The organism is Pseudomonas sp. HMSC057H01 (assembly GCF_001836405.1).
Taxonomy (GTDB): Bacteria; Pseudomonadota; Gammaproteobacteria; order Pseudomonadales; family Pseudomonadaceae; genus Pseudomonas; species Pseudomonas aeruginosa.
Genome location: NZ_KV828437.1, coordinates 71319 through 92638 on the forward strand (window position 1 = coordinate 71319; position 21320 = coordinate 92638).

The window sequence follows — 21320 nt, forward strand, 5'->3', positions numbered from 1 at the left end:
ACCCATGACACTCAATTTCCCGTTGTTGCTGGTCATCGCCGTGGCTGTATGCGGCGCCCTGGCCCTGGTCGACCTGGTGCTGTTCGCGCCGCGTCGGCGGGCCGCGATCTCTTCCTACGAAGGGCAGGTGAACGAGCCCGATCCGGCAGTGCTGGAGAAGCTCAACAAGGAACCGCTGCTGGTGGAGTACGGCAAGTCGTTCTTCCCGGTGCTGTTCATCGTGCTGGTGCTGCGTTCCTTCCTGGTCGAACCGTTCCAGATTCCCTCGGGGTCGATGAAACCTACCCTCGAGGTCGGCGATTTCATCCTGGTCAACAAGTTCGCCTACGGTATCCGCCTGCCGGTGCTGGACACCAAGGTGATCCCGATCGGCGACCCGCAGCGCGGCGATGTCATGGTGTTCCGCTATCCCAGCGAACCGAACATCAACTACATCAAGCGCGTGGTCGGCCTGCCCGGCGACACCGTGCGCTATACCAAGGAAAAGCGCCTGTACGTCAACGGTGAGCTGGTAGCGGAGAAGCTGGTCGGCGAGGAACCGGGCACCCTGGGCAGCGTGACCCTGTACCAGGAGAAGCTGGGCCAGGCCGAGCACCTGATCCGCAAGGAAATGAGCCGCTATCGCATCGAGCCCGACCGCCAGTGGACCATTCCCGCCGGCCACTACTTCATGATGGGCGACAACCGCGACAACTCCAACGACAGCCGCTACTGGAACGATCCGAAGATCCCCAAGGATCTGCTGGGCATGGTTCCGGACCGCAATATCGTCGGCAAGGCCTTCGCCGTGTGGATGAGCTGGCCCGATCCGAAGATGAGCAACCTGCCGAACTTCTCCCGGGTCGGCGTGATTCACTGACCTGTGCGCAGGTTCGCCACGCGGAAGGGCGCTCCTGCTGAATAATCGCGAAGCGGGGCTGCTCCCGAGGGCAGCCCCGCTTTCACTTCCGCGAACGCCGCCGCAGGGCCCTGCCCGATGGCGTTACCGCTCGCTGGACGGAATAACTACACTGACATGAGGTCCGACATGAGGTTCGCGCGTTCGCAGAAGGGGATGTCCCTGCTGGGGTGGCTGGTGGTGCTGGGCGTGGTGGCGTTCTTCGCCAGCGCCGCATTCAAGATCATCCCGCACTACATGGATTACTACTCGCTGGAGAAGGTGATCACTTCCGTGGAGACCGACAAGGCGGCCGAGGTGCGTTCCGTGCCGGAGTTCTACAGCTACGTCGGCAAGGGGATGCAGATCAACGGCATCCGCAACCTGGACCTGGAGAAGGCCCTGGAGGTGCAACTGGAAGACAACCAATTCCGGGCGCACCTGAAATATGAAAAACGCGAGCCACTGATCAGCAACATCGACCTGGTGGTCCACTTCGACAAAGAATTCCGTGTACGCATGCCGTGAGTAATTCGCTGGACCGACTCGAGCGCAAGCTCGGCTATACCTTCAAAGACCGGGACCTGATGGTCCTGGCCCTGACCCATCGCAGCTACGCCGGGCGCAACAACGAGCGCTTGGAGTTCCTCGGTGACGCCATTCTCAACTTCGTCATCGGCGAGGCGCTGTTCCACCACTTCCCGCAGGCTCGCGAAGGCCAGCTTTCGCGCCTGCGCGCGCGACTGGTCAAGGGCGAGACCCTGGCCCTGCTGGCGCGCGGCTTCGAGGTGGGCGACTACCTGCGGCTGGGCTCGGGCGAGCTGAAGAGCGGCGGGTTCCGCCGCGAGTCGATCCTCGCCGATGCGATGGAAGCCCTGATCGGCGCCATCTACCTGGATACCGGCATGGACTCCGCGCGCGAGCGGATCATCGCCTGGCTCGGACCGCAACTGCGCGAGCTGACCCCGGTGGACACCAACAAGGACCCCAAGACCCGCCTGCAGGAGTTCCTGCAGTCGCGTGGCTGCGACCTGCCGCGCTACGAGGTGGTGGATATCCAGGGCGAACCCCATTGCCGGACCTTCTTCGTCGATTGCGAAGTGGCCCTGCTGAGCGACAAGACCCACGGGCACGGCGGCAGCCGCCGCATCGCCGAGCAGGTGGCCGCGGCCGCCGCGCTGGTGGCCCTGGGCGTGGAGAATGGCCATGACTGACATGCACGACGACATCCCCGCCGGCAGCCGTTGCGGCTACGTGGCGATCGTGGGCCGCCCCAACGTGGGCAAGTCCACCCTGCTCAACCACATCCTCGGGCAGAAGCTGGCGATCACCTCGCGCAAGCCGCAGACCACCCGTCACAACATGCTCGGGATCAAGACCGAGGGCGAGGTGCAGGCCGTCTACGTCGATACGCCCGGCCTGCACAAGAGCGGCGAGAAGGCCCTCAACCGCTACATGAACCGTACTGCCAGCGCGGCATTGAAGGATGTCGACGTGGTGATCTTCGTGGTCGACCGCACCCGCTGGACCGAAGAGGACCAGATGGTCCTGGAGCGCGTGCAGTACGTCAGTTGCCCGGTGCTGATCGCGGTGAACAAGACCGACCGCATCGAGGAGAAGGCCGACCTGCTGCCGCACCTCGAATGGCTCACCCAGCAGTTGCCGAAGGCCGAGGTAGTGCCGATCTCGGCGCAGCACGGGACCAACCTGGACGTGCTGGAGAAGCTGGTCGCCGAGCGTCTGCCGGAAAGCGAGCACTTCTTCCCCGAAGACCAGATCACCGACCGCAGCAGCCGCTTCCTGGCCGCCGAGCTGGTCCGCGAGAAGATCATGCGCCAGCTCGGCGCCGAGCTGCCCTACCAGATCACCGTGGAGATCGAGGAGTTCAAGCAGGAAGGTCGCATCCTGCATATCCATGCGCTGATCCTGGTGGAGCGCGAGGGGCAGAAGAAGATCATCATCGGCGACAAGGGCGAGCGGATCAAAAGCATCGGCCAGAACGCGCGCAAGGACATGGAAGTGCTGTTCGACTCCAAGGTCATGCTCAACCTCTGGGTCAAGGTCAAGGGCGGCTGGTCCGACGACGAGCGTGCCCTGCGCTCGCTGGGCTACGGCGACCTCTGACCGTTCCCGGCAGCCCGGCGCCAGCCGGGCGCCATTCCTCTCGCGCCCGGTCGACCCGCCATGTCCTTCGCCGCCGCCCAAGCCACCTACGTGCTGCATAGCCGGCCGTACAAGGAAACCAGCGCCCTGGTGGACTTCTTCACCCCGCTGGGTCGCCTGCGCGCGGTCCTGCGCGGCGCCCGCGGCAAGGCCGGCGCCCTGGCGCGGCCATTCGTGCCGCTGGAAGCGGAGTGGCGCGGACGCGGCGAACTGAAGACCGTGGCCCGCCTGGAAAGCGCCGGCATTCCCAACCTGCTCAATGGCCAGGCGCTGTTCAGCGGTCTCTACCTCAACGAGCTGTTGATCCGCCTGTTGCCGGCGGAAGACCCGCAGCCGGAAATCTTCGCCCACTACGCCGCGACCCTGCCGCTGCTGGCGGCGGGGCGACCCATCGAACCGCTGCTGCGCGCGTTCGAATGGCGCCTGCTGGAGCAACTGGGCTATGGTTTCGCTCTCGATGTCGATATCGATGGGCGCCCGATCGAGCCGCAGGCGTTGTACCAGCTTTTGCCAGAGGCCGGCCTGGAGCCGGTGGCGCAACTGCAACCCGGGCTGTTCCAGGGCTCCGAACTGTTATCCATGGCCGACGCCGACTGGAGCGCCCCCGGCGCCCTGGCGGCGGCCAAGCGCCTGATGCGCCAGGCGCTCGCTCCCCATCTGGGCGGCCGGCCGCTGGTCAGCCGCGAGCTGTTCATGAACCGTAAGGAGTCACCCCGTGACTGAAGCCACTCGAATTCTGCTCGGCGTGAACATCGATCACGTCGCCACCCTGCGCCAGGCCCGGGGCACCCGCTATCCGGACCCGGTGAAGGCCGCCCTGGACGCCGAGGAAGCCGGCGCCGACGGTATCACCGTGCACCTGCGCGAGGACCGCCGGCATATCCAGGAACGCGACGTGCGGGTGCTCAAGGAAGTGCTGCAGACGCGGATGAACTTCGAGATGGGGGTCACCGAGGAAATGCTCGCCTTCGCCGAGGAGATCCGGCCGGCGCATAGCTGCCTGGTCCCCGAGCGCCGCGAGGAACTGACCACCGAGGGCGGCCTCGACGTCGCCGGCCAGGAACAGCGCATCCGCGACGCGGTGCGACGCCTGGCTGCGGTGGGCAGCGAAGTGTCGCTGTTCATCGATCCCGATCCGCGGCAGATCGAGGCCTCCGCCCGGGTCGGCGCGCCGGCTATCGAACTGCATACCGGTCGCTACGCCGACGCCGAAGACCCCGAGGAGCAGGCCCGTGAGCTGCAGCGGGTACGCGAGGGCGTGGCCCTTGGGCGTTCCCTCGGCCTGATCGTCAACGCCGGGCATGGCCTGCACTACCACAATGTCGAGCCGGTCGCGGCCATCGACGGCATCAACGAGCTGAACATCGGCCACGCCATCGTCGCCCACGCCCTGTTCGTCGGCTTCAGGCAGGCGGTGGCTGAGATGAAAGCGCTGATGCTGGCCGCGGCGACCAAGCGCTGAGGCAATCGCGCCCCGCTTGCCGTCGACCTGCGGGGCGGATGAAAGCATGAAAAAAAGCCCATCCGAGGATGGGCTTTTCCCTATCCGCTGTCAGGGCTTGCGCGCCACCAGCGTGGCGCGCATCGGTGCCGGCAGGCCTTCGACGGTTCGCGAACGGTCCTGCGGATCGAGGAATTCCGGCAGCGACTGGAAACGCATCCATTCGGTGGAGCGTTGTTCCTCGACGCTGGTCAGGCTGACGTCGACGCAGCGCGCGTCGGCGAACCCGGCGCGGCGCAGCCAGAGTTCCAGGGCCGCCACCGAGGGCAGGAACCAGACGTTGCGCATCTGCGCGTAGCGGTCCTCGGGCACCAGCACGGTGCTGGCGTCGCCTTCCACCACCAGGGTCTCCAGGACCAGTTCGCCGCCGCGCTTCAGGCAGTCCTTGAGCGCCAGCAGGTGGTCGATGGGCGAGCGACGGTGATAGAGCACACCCATGGAGAACACCGTGTCGAAGCCTTCGAGCTTCTCCGGCAGGTCTTCCAGGGCCAGCGGCAGGTGCCAGGCCGGCAGCTCCGGCAGGTAGCGCTTGGCGGCGAGGAACTGGCAGAGGAACAGCCAGTTCGGATCGACCCCGACCACGCTTTCCGCGCCGGCGCCGAGCATGCGCCACTGGTAGTAGCCGTTGCCGCAGCCGACGTCGAGGACGCGTTTGCCACGCAGTTCGACATGTGGCGAGACACGCTCCCATTTCCAGTCGGAACGCCATTCGGTATCGACCTGTACGCCGAAGAAGTCGAACGGCCCCTTGCGCCAGGGAATCAGCCCTTGCAGCGCTTCCTTCACCTGCGCTTGCAGCGCCGCATCGTGGTCGCTGTGCAGGGCGAAGCGCTGGGCCAGTTCGACCTTCGGCGCGGGCACCTGGGGTAGGCGCTGGACCGCGCTCCACCAACGGGCCAGGTCGCCGTGGCCTTCCTCGATGCGCGCGGCGATCTGCGCGGGCAGGCTGGTCGCCCAGCCGTACAGCGGCGAGCCGGCGAGGTGTCGCTGGAGGGCGTCGAGGGCGAGGTGCTGGATCATGGCAGGGCGATCATCGAGGCGAAGTTGAGACACTGGAACCATTGGCTGACCCGGCTGAAGCCGGCGGCCAGGAGCCGTTCACGGTGTTCCTCGAAGGTGTCGGGGAGCATGACGTTTTCCAGCGCGCTGCGCTTCTGCGCGATCTCCAGCTCGCTGTAGCCGTTGGCACGCTTGAAGGCGATGTGCAGGTCGGTGAGCAGCGCGTGCTCCTGCGCATCGGCGAAGCGCAGTTTCTCCGAGAGGATCAGCGCGCCGCCGGGCAGCAGTGCCTGGCGGATCCTGCGCAGCAGGCCGAGGCGCTGGTCGGGGGCGACGAACTGCAGGGTGAAGTTCATCGCCACCAGCGAGGTGGGTTGCAGGTCCAGGGCGAGAATGTCGGCCTCGATCAGCTCGACCGGCAGCAGCTCCTGGTACATGGCGTCCTGGGCATGCAGGTATTCACTGCAGCGCTCGATCATCGCGTGCGAGTTGTCCACCCCGATCACCCGGCAGCCGTCGTTGCGGACGTGGCGGCGCAGCGACTGGGTGACCGCGCCGAGCGAGCAGCCGAGGTCGTAGAGCACGCTGTTCGGCTGGGCGAACTGCGCGCCGAGTACGCCGATGTTCTCGACGATGGTGGGGTAGCCCGGCACGGAGCGCTTGATCATGTCGGGGAACACGCGCACCACGTCTTCGTTGAACACGAAGTCGGCGACACGTTGCTGGGGTTGGGCGAACAGGCGATCGGACTCGCTCACGCGGGTGACCTCGGGCATCACGGCTTTTCAGGGGGCCGAATTGTAGCCGAGGGACGAGCGTCGCCCAACTGCGCGGCGACGATTCACCCATGCGCGCAGGCGAATCACCTGAGCTTGTCGGAGAAGTACTCTCCCGCGCCCTGCAGCGGACCCAGCGGGTTCTTCTTGTCTTCCAGGCGATGGATGTTCGGTTCGCCGTTGCTGACCTTGTGCACCAGCACGTCGTTGACGAAGACGAACACTGCCTTGAACGACCAGCCCTGCAACTCCCGTTTCTTGCGGAAGTTGAACACGTCCGCCCAGAAGCTGCCGACCCGCTGGGTGTCGGTCTTGCTGAAATCGAAGGCGTAGCCGATGCAGCGGTCCTTCGCTTCCAGGCATTGCACCAGGCCGCCCGGCAGGTAATCGATGGGGATGTTCGGCTGGATGAACATGAGCCGCACGTCGATGAACGACAGCATGCGGCCGTTGCCCTGGGTCAATGGATCGAAACCCAACCCGAACAGCTGCGAACGGGTCGTGCTGCCGGGTTGCGCCTGGGAATAGCGCAGTTCGGCATCGAGGTAGTCGACGAAGGGGGATTGGACTTCCGCTCGTTCGCTGGGCAGCAGGCTGCCGCAGGAGGAAACGAAGACAGTGGATGCCCAGAGCAGTGAGTAACGAAGAGCGGTGCCCATGACGCGCCTCCTTTCGGTGCCGTCGTAGATTGAGTAATAGACGACGCCAAAAAGGCCTGCCGGAATTTATTCAATCGGCTGAAAGCAGCGTGGTTTCTGGTCTGGCGGCGGATTTCCGGCGGCCCGGAAAGTCATTCGAAAGAAAGCCTATAGCGCTCGCCGAGGACCTTCAGGGTGCCTTCGCGACGCAGTTGGCGCAGCCCTTCGTCGAGTTCCGCGAGACGCGCGTCGACCTCCGGCAGGTGCGGACTGAGGCCGACGTGCAGCGGCTGCCGCCCGGGCAGTTCGCCAGCGCGGCGGACCTGTCCGGCGAGCTGCGGATGATGCTCCAGGTAGTGCTCGATGATGTCGCGGTCTTCCAATAGCACGTCGATGCGGCCGAGCAGCAGTTTCTGCAGGTTGCGCGGCAGCACGCGCTCGCCGCCGAGGACCTGCAGGTGCAGGTCGTCGTCGCCGGCCTGGCTGCGCCAGGCTTCGAAGCGCGGATTGTTCACGTAGCCCTGGGCGAGGCCCAGGCGCTGGCCGAGCAGGGATGCATCGCCGGAGTAGCGCCAGTCGCTGTCGTGGCGGGTGTAGAAGGCCAGCCCGACCCAGCCGATGGGCTCGCTGCCGACCCGCAGGCCGTCGAGTCCATAGGCGCCGACCAGGCCGTCGCGATGGCCGTCGCGGACCATCTGCACGGCGCGCGGCCAGGGCAGGCTGTCGAAGTGCGGTGGCTCCCGAAGGACCTGGCTGAGCGCCTCGACCAGGTAGCCGGGCCGCTGCGGCGTGCCAGGGCACAGGTAGGGGCAGCCGTCGTCGCCTGCGAAGCGCAACGGTTCGGCCAGCGAGGGCAGAGGAGCGGCGCAGGACAGGGCGAGCAGGACGAAGGAGGCGCGGAGCATGGAGTCCTCGGGGCGACGGGGCCTGTCAGGATAGGCCAGGTCGCCACGGCGCAGGACGTCGGTCTTCGTACAGAATGTGTCCGCCGCGGGCAGCGGTTTCAGCGCACCTGGATCGCGCAGGAAAAGCTTTCCGCCGGTTCCGCGTCCTTTTCCCAGGGCCGCCGGTAGACCAGTTCCAGGCGGTCGTCGCCGCTGGCGGCGACGCGGAAGCGCCAGGTCGATTCGCCGCCGCTGCCAACCAGGCCGCTGTCTTCTTCGGAATTGCTGTAGACCTCCGGGCCAAGGCGCTTGAGCACACTGGCGGCGGGGTTGCGCAGTTCCCAGCGGAAGCCGGTGGTGGGATTGCTCGGCAGGGTCAGCACCAGTTCCTGGCCTTGCGTCAGCTTCAGCGGCGAACAGTCGTCGGCGTCGTCCAGGGTGACCACCGGCTTCTGTTGCCCGGCGCAGCCGGCCAGGACCACGATGGACAATGGCAGCAGCAGACGGGAGGGGGAAAAGGACATGCAGCGCTCCTCGGCTCGAATGGAAAGGGCGCCAGCATAAACCCTGCCGGCGCCCGAGCGCCAAGGTTGGCACGGCGGATGGCCGAACCGGTCGGCCATCCGCCGCCGGCTCAGGCCGGGAACAGCACCTTGGCCACGTCGCCGTAGCGCTTGGCGAAATGCACGGTCAGCCCTTCCTTGAGATAGTCGGGCAACTCTTCGAAGTGGCCGCGGTTGGCTTCCGGCAGGATCAGCTCGAAGATCTTCTGCCGGCGCGCGGCGATCACCTTCTCGCGGACCCCGCCGATGGGCAGGACCTGGCCGGTCAGGGTCAGTTCGCCGGTCATCGCCACGCCTTTCTTCGGCACCTGGTTGCGCGCCAGGGAGAGCAGGGCGCTGGCCATGGTGACGCCGGCGCTGGGGCCATCCTTGGGCGTGGCGCCTTCCGGCACGTGCAGGTGGACGAAGGCCTGGTCGAAGAAGGTCGGGTCGCCGCCATACTTCTTCAGGTGCGAGCCGATGTAGCTATAGGCGATCTCGGCGGATTCCTTCATCACGTCGCCGAGCTGGCCGGTGAGCTTGAAGCCACGGTTCAGCGTGTGGATGCGGGTCGCCTCGATCGGCAGGGTGGCGCCGCCCATGCTGGTCCAGGCCAGCCCGGTGATCACACCGATCCCGGAAAGCACCTGCTCGCTGCGGAACACCGGCATGCCGAGGTAGTCCTCGAGGTCCCTGGGACCGATCTTCACCTTCGACTCGGGATCCTCCAGCAGCTTGACCACCGACTTGCGCACCAGCTTGCCGAGCTGTTTCTCCAACTGGCGCACCCCGGCTTCCCGCGCATAGCCCTCGATCACCGCACGCAGCGCGGCATCGCTGATGCTCAGGCGGCCCTTGGGCACGCCGGCCTTTTCCAACTGCTTGGGCCACAGGTGACGCTTGGCGATGGCCAGTTTTTCCTCGGAGATGTAGCCGGACAGGCGGATCACTTCCATCCGGTCGAGGAGCGGTCCGGGGATCGAGTCGAGGGTGTTGGCGGTGCAGACGAACAGCACCTTGGACAGGTCCAGGCGCAGGTCCAGGTAGTGGTCGAGGAATTCGACGTTCTGCTCCGGGTCGAGGGTTTCCAGCAGCGCCGAGGCCGGGTCGCCCTGGTAGCTGGCGCCGAGCTTGTCGATTTCGTCGAGCATGATCACCGGGTTCATCACCTCGACTTCCTTCAACGCCTGCACCAGCTTGCCGGGCAGGGCGCCGATGTAGGTGCGGCGGTGGCCCTTGATCTCCGCCTCGTCGCGCATGCCGCCGACGCTGAAGCGGTAGAACGGCCGGCCGAGGCTCTCGGCGATGGATTTGCCGATGCTGGTCTTGCCCACCCCCGGCGGGCCGACCAGGAGCACGATGGAACCGGCGATCTCGCCCTTGAAACTACCCACGGCGAGGAATTCGAGGATGCGATCCTTGATGTCGTCGAGGCCCGCGTGATGCTTGTCGAGGACCTTGCGCGCATGCTTGAGGTCGAGCTTGTCCTTGCCGTACACGCCCCAGGGCAGGGCTGTGGCCCAGTCCAGGTAGTTGCGGGTGACTGCGTACTCGGGCGAGCCGCTCTCGAGGATCGACAGCTTGTTCAGCTCTTCGTCGATACGCTTGCGCGCCTGCTCGGGCAGCACCTTGCCTTCCAGGCGGGCGCGGAATTCGTCGGCGTCGGCGCTCTTGTCGTCCTTGGTGATGCCCAGCTCCTGCTGGATGATCTTCAACTGTTCCTTGAGGAAGAATTCGCGCTGGTGTTCGCCGATCTTGCGGTTGACCTCGGCGGACAGCTCCTTCTGCAGGCGCGCGACTTCCACCTCCTTGCGCAGCAGCGGCAAGACCTTCTCCATCCGCTTGAGGATCGGCACGGTGTCCAGCACTTCCTGCAGTTCGCCGCCGGGCGCGGTGGTCAGGGCCGCGGCGAAGTCGGTGAGCGGCGACGGGTCGTTGGGACTGAAGCGGTTCAGGTAGTTCTTCAGTTCCTCGCTGTACAGCGGGTTGAGCGGCAGCAGCTCCTTGATCGCATTGATCAGAGCCATGCCGTAGGCCTTCACTTCGTCACTGGGATCGATCGGGGTCTTCGGATAGTCCACCTCCACCATGAACGGCGGACGATGGCGCTTGATCCAGCCCCGGATACGCACCCGCGACAGGCCCTGGGCGACGAACTGCAGCTTGCCGCCCTCGCGCGAGGCATGGTGCACCCGGACCAGCGTGCCGTGCTCGGGCAGGCTGTTGACGTCGAAGTGGCGCGGGTCTTCCGGAGGATTGTCCATGAAGAACAGGGCCAGCGAATGGTGGTCGGTCTTGGCCACCAGTTCGAGGGTTTCCGCCCAGGGTTCTTCGTTGACGATCACCGGCAGCACCTGCGCCGGGAAGAAGGGGCGGTTGTGGATCGGGATCACGTAGAGGGTGGTCGGCAGGGTCTGGCCGGGCAGCACCAGGCCGGTGCCGGCGGGCTGCGCGTCGCTGATGTGTTCGGGATTAACGTCCTGGTCGCTCATGAGGCACCTGACTGACTGAAACATGAGAGTCTAGATGGGGCCCCGGGGGCGGGTTTCAATCCCTGTCCGTTCAAGGATGTTGCCGAAGGTTTCCACGCAGTACGCGGTACGCGGGTACCACTTGCGGCAAGGTGCTGGGCAGCGTCGGGCAAGTCGAGTAGAGTGCGCAAAAATTGAGCAGTTGCCGTTCATGTTCGACACCCGCCTCATCCGTCTGCCCGACCAGTCGCACACCCACGCCCACGAGCATCACCAACTGGTGATGTCGCTGGCCGGGCGCGCCGAATTCGAGGTCAACGGCTGTGGCGGGGAAGTCTGCCGGATGCGCGCTTGCCTGGTGCCGGGCGAGGCGGGCCACGTGTTCGCCGGGGTGGGCGACAACCGCATGCTGATCATCGACCTGGGCGAGGACAACCCGACCCCGGAAGACCCCGACCTGCTCGCGCGCCTGTTCGAGGCGCCGCGCTACCCGACCCTGGACGCCGACTTCCAGAACCTGCTCAGCTACGCCGGCGCCGAACTGGCCCGCTACGGCAGCGACCCGCTGCTGACCCGTGCCCTCGGCGGAGTGCTGATCCGCGCCCTGCACCTGCGCCTGTTCGGCGAGCAGCAGCCCCTGGCGGCCAGCGGGCCGCTCGACCTGGAGCGCCTGGACGCGCATATCGTGCGGAACCTGGCGCGGCGCATCACGGTCGCCGAACTGGCCCAGGTCGCCTGTCTCAGCCCGAGCCATTTCCACGCGCAGTTCAAGGACAGCGTCGGCCTGACCCCGCACCAGTACCTGCTCAAGGTCCGCCTCGACTGCGCCGCGCGGTTGCTGCGGGAAAGCCGCTTGCCTCTGGTGCGGATCGCCGAGGAATGCGGCTTCTCCAGCCAGAGCGCGCTGACCACGGCGATGCGCCGCTACCTGGGGCTGACGCCGAAGTCGCTGCGCAAGGGCTGAGCGCCGTCCGCCACCTTCGGCGGATAACCGCAGGCGGTTATTCGCCCTACCGGCAGGAGTCCATATACGGATAACGGCGCGGACGTCATCCGCCGAGCGAATTCGTCCCGCACGGCCTGTCTCAGAACGCCACCTTCACCCCCGCCTCGATGCCGCGTCCCGCCGCCGGCACCCGGTCGCGCAGGATCGAACTGGCGTAGCGCACGGTCTGGTTGGTCAGGTTGGTGCCCTTGACGAAGGCCAGCCAGCGGCTCTCGCCGAGGTCGAAGTTGTAGCCGAGGCTGGCGCCGAGGGTGGTGTAGCCGTCGGTGGAGAGTTCTTCCTCCGGCACGCGGTGCTGCGAGGCGGCGTGTTCGACGTCGACCCGCGCCTGCCACTGCTGCAACTCCCAGATCAGCGCGGTGTTCAGGCGTAGCGGGGCGATGCGTGGCAGCGGTTCGCCGGTGTCCTTGTTCTTGGCGCGGGTGTAGTCCCCGGAGAGTTCCAGGTCGAAGTTGCCGTACGGGCTTTCCAGCAGGTGGATGCGGTCCTGCGCCTCGACGCCGTAGAAGTCCGCGCGAACGCCGCTGTAGAGGTATTCCGGCAGCGCCTCGTCGTCGCTGGCGGCGACCACTTCGCCTTCCTCGTTGCGATGGCGACCGCTGGCGAGCAGGCCGATGTAGTTGGAGAAGCGGCTGTAGAACACCCCGACGCTGCCCCTGTGCACGCCGTTGTCGAAGCGCAGGGCGAGGTCGGTGGAGACCGCCTTTTCCTTGTCCGCGTCGGCATCGCCTACCTCGTAGGTGCCGGTGGCGGCGTGCGGACCGTTGGCGTACAGCTCGTAGAAGGTCGGTGCGCGCTCGGTGTAGCTGAGGGTGGCGGCCAGCGACCAGATCGGCGTCAGCTTGTACACCGCGCCGGTGGACAGGCTGCCGGTGGTGAAGCTCTGCGAACCGTCGTTCTCGGCGAAGCGCTCGTTGCCCTTGGCGTCGGGGTCCACGCGGGTGTGCTCCAGGCGGGCGCCGAAGCTGAGGTCGAGGCGGTCGCTGAGCTTCCATTCCTCCAGGGCGAACAGCGCGGCGCTGTCGGTTTCCGTGTGCGGCACGAAGGCTTCCTCGCCGAGGGCGGAGAAGCGGCTGTTGGCGAACTGCGCGCCGACCACCCCGTTCAGCGGGCCGAGCGGGCGGTGGCGGGCCTCGATGCGGCCTTCGTAGCCTTCGTTCTTGAAGGTGGTGCCGGTCTCGCCGTCCTCGATTTCCTTGTGCTCGTACTTGGTATAGGCGGCGTCCAGCTTCAGCGAGGTGAACGGGCCTTCGAGGTCGCGGATCTCGGAGGCGAAGGCGTAGCGGTCCTGCTGCATCTTCAGGCGCACGTCGTCCTCGGCCGGCGAGCCATAGTTGCTGTCGTAGCCGCTGTAGGAGAGGCCGGCGTAACCGTGCTCCCAGTGATAGGAGCCACCGACGGCGCCGCCGTCCTGGCGGCCGTCGCTGTTCTGCACCCGATGCTTGCCGGTGTCGCCGTCGATCTGCCGCTGGCGGCTGGAATGGGCGTAGCCGGGAATCCTGACGTCGTTGAACTCGCGGCTGGCGGCGTCCACGTGCAGGGCGAAGTTGCCGTCGCCGGCCTCCAGTGCGCCGGAGCGGCTACGGGTGGTGTCGGCGCCGCCGTAGCGCAGTTCGCCGCTGCCGTGGATGCCGTCGACGGGTTCGCTGGGAATGCGGTTGTCGAAGCTGTTCACCACCCCGCCGATGGCATTGCCGCCGTAGAGCAGGGCGGCCGGGCCGCGTACCACTTCCAGGCGCTCGACGCTGTTGGGGTCTTCCGGCACCGCGTGGTCGTAGGACAGCGACGAGGCGTCGAGCGCGCCGACGCCGTTGCGCAGCAGGCGGATGCGGTCGCCGTCCATGCCGCGGATCACCGGTCGGCTGGCGCCCGGTCCGAAGTAGGTGGAGGACACCCCGGGCAGGCCGTTGAGGGTTTCGCCGAGGCTGCCTTTCTGACGCAGGGTCAGCTCGTCGCCTTCGAGCACGCTGCTGGGCGTGGCGGGAGATTCGTTGCCCAGCGGGTTGGCGGTGATCACCTGGGAGGGCAATTCGCTGGGGCGGCCGTCGGCGCCGAGCGTTTCCCCCGAAACGATCAGGCAGGCCAGCGCCAGTGGCGTGAGAGGCCAGAGCGGACGGGAAGGGAAAAGGCCGGAAGAGGACATTGCGGGCTCCATGGTCATGGGTCGGACTTTTTTCAGGCCAAAGCGAACCCAGGCCCTTCCCGGAGGAGGGGCGACGGGGTCGGATCGGCGTATTTATTGGGATGTTATATTATTTCTTTTTGTGTCGATAGACCCGCGTAGCCGCTCTGCATGGCGTCGTGCCGACGAGCAGCGGCAATGTCCGCATGCCTGCCGGCGAAGAGGAACGGGAAAGTTCCGCGGCCAGGAGTTTTCCGCAAAAACTCCAGAGTCTTTCGCAAGAATCGCCCCTCTCGCAGCCACTACATTCCGCTATCCGCTGGTGCCTCGCGCCGGCGGAATGGGCCTGACCCATACTGATCCGTATTCCCGCGCCACAGGACGTGCCGCGCCGCCGGCACAACCCGTCGGCGGCGGTGCCCCGGGCAATGGACGCCTGGCCGGACTTCTTTCAATAACAATGGCTCCACAAGAGGAGGGCGTGATGTTCAAAGCCAGTCACGTCTTGCAGGGCGAGGACCAGACCCGGTCCGCAGCCGAATTCTTCCCTGTCATCAGCGCCAACTACGCGGTCGACGAGGAAGCCTACCTGGGCGAACTGCTGCAGCTCGCCGACCCCGGTCCCGACGGCATCGAGGCTATCCGCCGCAACGCCCGCGCACTGATCGAAACCGTGCGCAGCCGGGACAACGCCGTCGATACCCTCGACGCACTCCTGCGCCAATACAGCCTGGACACCCAGGAAGGCCTGATGCTGATGTGTCTGGCCGAGGCGCTGTTGCGTGTGCCTGACGCGGCGACCGCCGACGCGCTGATCCGCGACAAGCTGTCCGCCGCCGACTGGCAGCGCCATCTCGGCCAGAGCGACAACGTTCTGGTCAATTTCGCCGCCTGGGGCCTGGTGATGACCGGCAAGGTGGTGAACATCGACGAACGCACCGACGGCCGCGCCCCGAGCGTCATCAGCCGGCTGGTGCAGCGCTCTGGCGAACCGGTGATCCGCGCCGCGATGAATCAGGCGATGAAGCTGATGGGCAAGCAGTTCGTGCTTGGCCGGACCATCTCCGAAGCGCTGAAGAACGGTCGTCCATGCCGCGAGCAGGGCTACACCTATTCCTTCGACATGCTCGGCGAGGCCGCGCTGACCGCCGCCGACGCCGAGAAATACATGGCCGACTACCGCCAGGCCATCGACACTGTCGGCGCCGAGCCGCAGGTCGGTCCGGGGCCGCGGCCGTCGATCTCGATCAAGCTCTCGGCGCTGCATCCGCGCTACGAAGTGGCGCAGCGCGAGCGGGTGCTCAGCGAGCTGTTCGCCAACGTCCTGGAACTGGCGGTGCGCGCGCGCAAGCTGAACGTCGGCATCACCATCGACGCCGAGGAAGCCGATCGCCTGGAGCTGTCCCTCGAACTCTACGAGAAGCTGATGCGCGACCCGGCCATCGCCGGCTGGGGCGAGTTCGGCCTGGTCATCCAGGCCTACTCCAAGCGCTGCCTGCCGGTGCTGGTATGGCTGACCCTGCTCGGCCGCGAGCTTGGCGCACGCATCCCGCTGCGCCTGGTGAAGGGTGCCTACTGGGACAGCGAGATCAAGCAGTGCCAGGTGCAGGGCGCCGATGGCTACCCCGTCTACACCCGCAAGGAAGGCACCGACACTTCCTACCTGGCCTGCGCCCGCTACCTGCTCAGCGAGCACACCCGCGGGGTGATCTACCCGCAGTTCGCCAGCCACAACGCCCACACCGTGACCGCCATCCTCGCCCTGGCCGACGAAGCCAGGGCCGCCGGCGGCGAGGAGCGCGACTTCGAGTTCCAGCGCCTGCACGGCATGGGCGACGCGCTGTACGACACGGTGATCGAGAAGTACCGCCGCAACGTGCGCATCTACGCCCCGGTCGGCGCGCACAAGGACCTGCTGCCGTACCTGGTCCGCCGCCTGCTGGAGAACGGCGCCAACTCTTCCTTCGTGCACAAGCTGGTGGACCCGCGCGTGCCGGTGGAGACGCTGATCCAGCACCCGGTTACCCAACTGCGCCAGTTCAAGACGCTGGCCAACGACCGTATCCCTCTGCCCCAGGCGATCTTCGGCGCCGGGCGGAAAAACTCCCAGGGCATCAACATGAACATCCAGAACCAGTGGAACGAGCTGGAGCTCGCCTACAAGCCGCACCTGACCCGCCAGTGGCAAGCCGCGCCGATCGTCAACGGCGAGAAACTTTCCGGCCCGGCCCACGAAGTGCGTTGCCCGTACGACCTGGAGAGGCTGGTCGGCAGCGTCCAGTACGCGTCCGCCGAGCAGGCCGGCAAGGCCCTCGACGTGTTGCAGGCGGCCTGGCCGCGCTGGAGCGCCACCCCGGTGGACGAGCGCGCCGGCATCCTCGAACGTCTCGCCGACCTGCTGGAAGCCCAGCGCGGCGAGCTGATGGCGCTGTGCACCCTGGAAGCCGGCAAGTCGTTGCAGGACGGTATCGACGAGATCCGCGAGGCGGTCGACTTCTGCCGCTACTACGCCCAGCAGGCCCGCCAGCGCCTGGTCCGCGAGGAACTGCGCGGCCCGACCGGCGAGCGCAACGAGCTGTTCTACGAAGGCCGCGGCATCTTCGCCTGCGTCAGCCCGTGGAACTTCCCGCTGGCGATCTTCCTCGGCCAGATCAGCGCCGCGCTGGTGGCCGGCAACACCGTGCTGGCCAAGCCGGCCGAGCAGACCAGCCTGATCGCCGCGCGCACCGTCGAACTGATGTTCGAAGCCGGCCTGCCGAGGGACGTTATCGCCCTGCTGCCGGGCGACGGCGCCACCCTCGGCGGCGTGTTCTGCCGTGACGCGCGGGTCGCCGGGGTGGCCTTCACCGGCTCCACCGACACCGCCCGCATCATCAACCGCCAACTGGCCGAGAAGCCCGGCGCCATCGCCACCCTGATCGCCGAGACCGGCGGGCAGAACGCGATGATCGTCGATTCCACCGCTTTGCCGGAACAGGTGATCAAGGATGCGGTACAATCCGCGTTCACCAGCGCCGGCCAGCGCTGCTCCGCGCTGCGCGTGATGTACGTGCAGCAGGACATCGCCGAGCGGGTGATCGAGTTGCTCAAGGGCGCCATGGCCGAGCTGAAGGTCGGCCCGACCGACGTGCGCGTCAGCGACGTCGGCCCGGTGATCGACGCCGAGGCCAAGGCCGGCCTGGAGCAGCACATCGCCGCGCTGAAGGCCGCCGGCAAGCTGATCGCCGAGACCAAGGTGCCGGGCAACCTGAACGGTCACTTCGTCGCTCCCGTCGCGTTCGAGATCAGCGGCATCGACGAGCTGAAGAAAGAGAACTTCGGCCCGGTGCTGCACGTGGTGCGTTATGCCGCGCAGGACCTGGAAAAGGTCGTGCAGGCGATCAACGCCACCGGTTTCGGCCTGACCATGGGGGTCCATAGCCGCAACGAGGAAACCGCCCGTCGCATCGAAGAGCTGGCGCGGGTCGGCAACCTCTACATCAACCGCAACCAGATCGGCGCGGTGGTGGGCGTGCAACCGTTCGGCGGCCACGGGCTGTCCGGCACCGGTCCCAAGGCCGGCGGGCCGAACTACCTGCTGCGTTTCGTCAGCGAGCGCACCACGTCGGTGAACACCACCGCGGTGGGCGGCAACGCGTCGCTGCTGTCGCTGGCCGACGCCGAGTGATACTCCGTTCCCGGGCGCCTTGGCGCCCGGGTCGGTTTCCGGGGTTCGCCGCAGCGAACGCCGAGGGAAATGACCGCCGTTCCGGTGCGTGCCCGGAACGGACCATAAAGGACGATTTTCCCTGCCCGACAGGGGAGGGATCGTGAGGCGTGGGCCTGTTCGGACTCGTTTGAGGCCACCCACGTTTCCGGCTTGCTCCGGCAAGCGCTCACGGAGTGACGCCACAAGCGCCATTCTGCCAACCAAGGGCCCGCTACCCGTTGCTTGCACACGCAAGGGCCCGGATAAAAACAAGCAATAGGGGAGTCCCTATGAGTGTCAATACGCCCACGCTGATCACCTTCGTGATCTACATCGCGGCCATGGTCCTGATCGGCCTGGCGGCATATCGCTCCACCAACAACTTCTCCGACTACATCCTCGGCGGCCGCAGCCTCGGCAGCTTCGTCACGGCGCTGTCCGCCGGCGCCTCCGACATGAGCGGCTGGCTGCTGATGGGCCTGCCCGGCGCGGTGTACCTGTCCGGCCTGTCCGAAAGCTGGATCGCCATCGGCCTGATCGTCGGCGCCTACCTCAACTGGCTGTTCGTCGCCGGCCGCCTGCGGGTGCAGACCGAGCACAACGGCAACGCGCTGACCCTGCCCGATTACTTCACCAACCGCTTCGAGGACAACAGCCGCCTGCTGCGGATCTTCTCGGCCCTGGTGATCCTGGTGTTCTTCACCATCTACTGCGCTTCCGGCATCGTCGCCGGTGCGCGCCTGTTCGAGAGCACCTTCGGCCTCTCCTACGAGACTGCGCTGTGGGCCGGCGCCGCGGCGACCATCGCCTACACCTTCATCGGCGGCTTCCTCGCGGTGAGCTGGACCGACACCGTGCAGGCCTCGCTGATGATCTTCGCGCTGATCCTCACCCCGGTGATCGTGATGCTCGCCACCGGCGGCGTCGAGCCGACCTTCACCGCCATCGAGCTGAAGGACGCGACCAGCTTCGACATGCTCAAGGGCGCCTCCTTCATCGGCGTGATCTCGCTGATGGCCTGGGGCCTGGGCTACTTCGGCCAGCCGCACATCCTGGCGCGCTTCATGGCCGCCGATTCGGTGAAATCGATCCCGGCCGCGCGCCGCATCTCCATGACCTGGATGATCCTCTGCCTCGGCGGCGCCGTGGCCGTGGGCTTCTTCGGCATCGCCTACTTCCAGGCGCATCCGGAGCAGGCCGGCGCGGTCAGCGACAACCCCGAGCGGGTGTTCATCGAGCTGGCCAAGATCCTGTTCAACCCGTGGGTCGCCGGCGTGCTGCTGTCCGCCATCCTCGCCGCGGTCATGAGCACCCTGAGCTGCCAGCTGCTGGTCTGCTCCTCGGCGCTCACCGAGGACTTCTACAAGGCCTTCCTGCGCAAGGGCGCCAGCCAGCTGGAACTGGTCTGGGTCGGTCGCGCCATGGTGCTGCTGGTGGCGGTGATCGCCATCTGGCTGGCCGCCAACCCGGAAAACCGCGTGCTCGGCCTGGTGTCCTATGCCTGGGCCGGCTTCGGCGCCGCTTTCGGCCCGCTGGTGCTGTTCTCCCTGCTGTGGAAGCGGATGACCCGCAACGGTGCGCTGGCCGGCATGATCGTCGGCGCAGCGACAGTGATCCTGTGGAAGAACCTGTTGGGCTGGACCGGCCTGTACGAGATCATCCCCGGCTTCCTCTTCGCCAGCGTCGCCATCGTCGTCTTCAGCCTGCTCGGCAAGGCGCCTTCGACGAGCATGCTCAAGCGCTTCGACGATGCGGAGCAGGAGTACCGCGAGGCGCACCAGGGTTCCGCCGCTCCGGTAACCCAGCGCTGATCGAGCCTGTGGGCGCGTGAAGCGCCCGCGCATGGAGACGGCCCGCCCCGCAAGGTGCGGGCCGTCGTTTTTTCCGGCGGCTGCTGCGCCTGGCCGCGCAGGACGGATAACGGCAGCCGCGTTGTTCCTGTCCCGCCGCGCCGCTCAGGCGTCCCGCTCCAGCCGGCAAGCGTGCCCCGACTGTCGTGCCTCCAGCCTCAGCCATTCGAAGAATGCCTTCACCGGCGGATGACGTTCCCGTCCGGGCACGCATAGCGCGCTGTAGCCGGCGCCGTCGACACTGATATCCGCTCTGTAGGGTTGCAGCAGGCCGCTGGCGACGCTTTCCGAAACCAGGATCGAACTGGCCAGCACCAGTCCCTGGCCGGCGATGGCCGCCTGCAGGGCATAGTGCTCCTCGTCGTACTGGCGGATCACCGGCTGGCCCTCCATCCAGTTTTCGCCGGCCTGAGCGCACCAGGCCTCCCAGCCGTGGGCGTAGAGCCTGGAGTTGTGCCAGCGCACGCTGATCAGGGTCGGCTGCCGTTCTCCGGCCAGGGCGACCTGGGCCGGCGAGCCGTAGACCGCGAAGCATTCGTCGAACAGGCAGAGACCGTAGAAGTTCGGGTAGTCGTCGAGGCTGTAGCGGATCACCAGGTCGATGCTGGCGTCCTGGTGCAGGTCGAGGACTTCGCAGTTGGTGTCCAGGCGCAGGTTGATCTGTGGGTGTGCGGTGTAGAAGCGGCCGAGACGCGGCACCAGCCAGAGGGCGGCGAAGGCCGGGGTGGTGGAGACCGTCAGGTTGCCGACGCTGCGCTGCGGACGCAGGGTGTCGACGCTCTGCGAAATTTCCAGTAGGGCCCCGTGCAGGCTGCGGAACAGCCGTTCGCCGCAGTCGGTCAGGCGCACTTTCCGTGGCAGGCGCTGGAACAGCGGAACGCCGAGCCAGGCTTCCAGCGAACGGATCTGGTGGGAAACCGCGGTTGGCGTTACCGCAAGCTCCTCGGCGGCGGCCTTGAAGCTCGACTGGCGGGCCGCCGATTCGAAGGTGCGCAACGCGGTCAGCGGCAGGGAAGCGAACATTGGAATCTCCATGGGTGAACTGAATTCACCCTGAACAACTATTGCTCATTTGTCGGGAACCCCCGCTGCCAATAATTTCTGGCTCCAGGCGAAGGGCCTTGAGGTCATTCGAGTCTAGCCGAATCCAAGGAGATACAGATGAGTAGAATTCTTGCAGTGCATGCCAGTCCGCGAGGCGAGCGCTCGCAGTCCCGGCGTCTCGCCGAGGTTTTCCTGGCGGCCTATCGCGAAGCACATCCGCAGGCCCGCGTGGCTCGCCGCGAAGTCGGCCGGGTACCGCTTCCGGCGGTCACCGAGGCCTTCGTCGCCGCCGCCTTCCATCCCCAGCCGGAACAGCGTTCGCTGGCGATGCAGGCCGACCTGGCGCTGAGCGACCAACTGGTCGGCGAATTGTTCGACAGCGACCTGCTGGTGATCTCCACGCCGATGTACAACTTCAGCGTGCCCAGCGGCCTGAAGGCCTGGATCGACCAGATCGTGCGCCTCGGGGTGACCTTCGATTTCGTCCTCGACAATGGCGTCGCCCAGTACCGGCCGCTGCTGCGCGGCAAGCGTGCGCTGATCGTCACCAGTCGCGGTGGCCATGGCTTCGGCCCGGGCGGCGAGAACCAGGCGATGAACCACGCCGATCCCTGGTTGCGCACCGCGCTGGGTTTCATCGGCATCGACGAGGTCACGGTGGTCGCGGCGGAAGGCGAGGAATCCGGCGGCAGGTCCTTCGAGGACTCCTGCGCCGAGGCGGAACAGCGCCTGCTGGCGCTGGCGCAGTCGGCCTGAGGA

The 21320-nt window shown here is 66.6% G+C and carries 18 protein-coding genes; 10 read left to right on the forward strand and 8 right to left on the reverse strand.

Translation table 11 applies throughout. The features are described from left to right. The first annotated feature begins 4 nt into the window (after positions 1–4). From lepB to pdxJ, 6 genes are all read left to right on the forward strand, one after another. The gene (gene lepB, locus HMPREF2581_RS10730) at positions 5–859 is read left to right on the forward strand and encodes a signal peptidase I (RefSeq protein ID WP_003101969.1); all 855 of its coding nucleotides are present in this window, start codon (positions 5–7) and stop codon (positions 857–859) included. Positions 860–1027: 168 nt separating this feature from the next. Continuing rightward, positions 1028–1405, forward strand: coding sequence for a DUF4845 domain-containing protein (locus HMPREF2581_RS10735; RefSeq protein ID WP_003085562.1), 378 nt, complete (start codon positions 1028–1030; stop codon positions 1403–1405). After that, the gene (gene rnc, locus HMPREF2581_RS10740; protein WP_003085565.1) at positions 1402–2091 is read left to right on the forward strand and encodes a ribonuclease III; all 690 of its coding nucleotides are present in this window, start codon (positions 1402–1404) and stop codon (positions 2089–2091) included. Before HMPREF2581_RS10735 ends, rnc begins: the two co-directional genes overlap by 4 nt. Then, the gene (era, locus tag HMPREF2581_RS10745; protein WP_003085566.1) at positions 2084–3001 is read left to right on the forward strand and encodes a GTPase Era; all 918 of its coding nucleotides are present in this window, start codon (positions 2084–2086) and stop codon (positions 2999–3001) included. Before rnc ends, era begins: the two co-directional genes overlap by 8 nt. Before the next feature lie 60 nt (positions 3002–3061). Further along, a complete protein-coding gene (gene recO / locus HMPREF2581_RS10750) occupies positions 3062–3763 on the forward strand; it encodes a DNA repair protein RecO (protein WP_003085569.1) in 702 nt (233 codons plus the stop codon). Beyond that, the gene (gene pdxJ / locus HMPREF2581_RS10755; protein ID WP_003101974.1) at positions 3756–4502 is read left to right on the forward strand and encodes a pyridoxine 5'-phosphate synthase; all 747 of its coding nucleotides are present in this window, start codon (positions 3756–3758) and stop codon (positions 4500–4502) included. The genes recO and pdxJ overlap by 8 nt, the downstream gene beginning before the upstream one ends. 90 nt (positions 4503–4592) lie before the next feature. Here the strand turns inward: pdxJ and cmoB are convergent, their stop codons facing one another. The 6 genes from cmoB to lon form a co-directional block, all read right to left on the reverse strand. Further along, positions 4593–5561, reverse strand: coding sequence for a tRNA 5-methoxyuridine(34)/uridine 5-oxyacetic acid(34) synthase CmoB (gene cmoB, locus HMPREF2581_RS10760; RefSeq protein WP_003085573.1), 969 nt, complete (start codon positions 5559–5561; stop codon positions 4593–4595). Then, positions 5558–6298 carry a carboxy-S-adenosyl-L-methionine synthase CmoA gene (cmoA, locus tag HMPREF2581_RS10765; protein WP_003123029.1) on the reverse strand — a complete coding sequence of 247 codons (741 nt, stop codon included), beginning with the start codon at positions 6296–6298 and terminating at the stop codon, positions 5558–5560. Before cmoA ends, cmoB begins: the two co-directional genes overlap by 4 nt. A gap of 104 nt (positions 6299–6402) precedes the next feature. Continuing rightward, on the reverse strand, positions 6403–6975 hold the full coding sequence (locus HMPREF2581_RS10770; protein ID WP_003085577.1) for a hypothetical protein: 573 nt from the start codon (positions 6973–6975) through the stop codon (positions 6403–6405). 131 nt (positions 6976–7106) lie between these two features. Then, the gene (locus HMPREF2581_RS10775; RefSeq protein ID WP_003140929.1) at positions 7107–7859 is read right to left on the reverse strand and encodes a substrate-binding periplasmic protein; all 753 of its coding nucleotides are present in this window, start codon (positions 7857–7859) and stop codon (positions 7107–7109) included. A gap of 98 nt (positions 7860–7957) precedes the next feature. Then, positions 7958–8362 (reverse strand): protease inhibitor I42 family protein, encoded by a 405-nt coding sequence (locus tag HMPREF2581_RS10780; protein WP_003085581.1) that lies wholly within the window; start codon positions 8360–8362, stop codon positions 7958–7960. A 110-nt stretch (positions 8363–8472) separates the two neighbouring features. After that, a complete protein-coding gene (gene lon, locus HMPREF2581_RS10785) occupies positions 8473–10872 on the reverse strand; it encodes an endopeptidase La (protein WP_003085583.1) in 2400 nt (799 codons plus the stop codon). Between the two features lie 190 nt (positions 10873–11062). On the opposite strand from lon, the gene HMPREF2581_RS10790 reads away from it, so the two are divergent. Then, entirely contained in the window at positions 11063–11815 is a 753-nt protein-coding gene (locus HMPREF2581_RS10790) for an AraC family transcriptional regulator (RefSeq protein ID WP_003085585.1), read from the forward strand. 121 nt (positions 11816–11936) lie between these two features. On the opposite strand, the gene HMPREF2581_RS10795 is transcribed toward HMPREF2581_RS10790, so the two are convergent. Further along, entirely contained in the window at positions 11937–14000 is a 2064-nt protein-coding gene (locus HMPREF2581_RS10795) for a TonB-dependent receptor (protein WP_003140926.1), read from the reverse strand. A 463-nt stretch (positions 14001–14463) separates the two neighbouring features. On the opposite strand from HMPREF2581_RS10795, the gene putA reads away from it, so the two are divergent. Beyond that, positions 14464–17646: a bifunctional proline dehydrogenase/L-glutamate gamma-semialdehyde dehydrogenase PutA gene (gene putA, locus HMPREF2581_RS10800; RefSeq protein ID WP_003140924.1), complete on the forward strand. Its 3183-nt coding sequence runs from the start codon at positions 14464–14466 to the stop codon at positions 17644–17646. A 311-nt stretch (positions 17647–17957) separates the two neighbouring features. Continuing rightward, complete coding sequence (gene putP / locus HMPREF2581_RS10805) at positions 17958–19478, forward strand: sodium/proline symporter PutP (protein ID WP_003085592.1); 1521 nt, start codon at positions 17958–17960, stop codon at positions 19476–19478. 144 nt (positions 19479–19622) lie between these two features. Here putP and HMPREF2581_RS10810 read toward each other — a convergent pair whose 3' ends face one another. Then, positions 19623–20552 carry a LysR substrate-binding domain-containing protein gene (locus tag HMPREF2581_RS10810; protein WP_003140923.1) on the reverse strand — a complete coding sequence of 310 codons (930 nt, stop codon included), beginning with the start codon at positions 20550–20552 and terminating at the stop codon, positions 19623–19625. A gap of 126 nt (positions 20553–20678) precedes the next feature. Between HMPREF2581_RS10810 and azoR1 the strand changes: the two genes are divergently transcribed. Next, positions 20679–21317: an FMN-dependent NADH-azoreductase AzoR1 gene (gene azoR1, locus HMPREF2581_RS10815; RefSeq protein ID WP_003085596.1), complete on the forward strand. Its 639-nt coding sequence runs from the start codon at positions 20679–20681 to the stop codon at positions 21315–21317. The last annotated feature ends 3 nt before the right edge of the window (positions 21318–21320 follow it).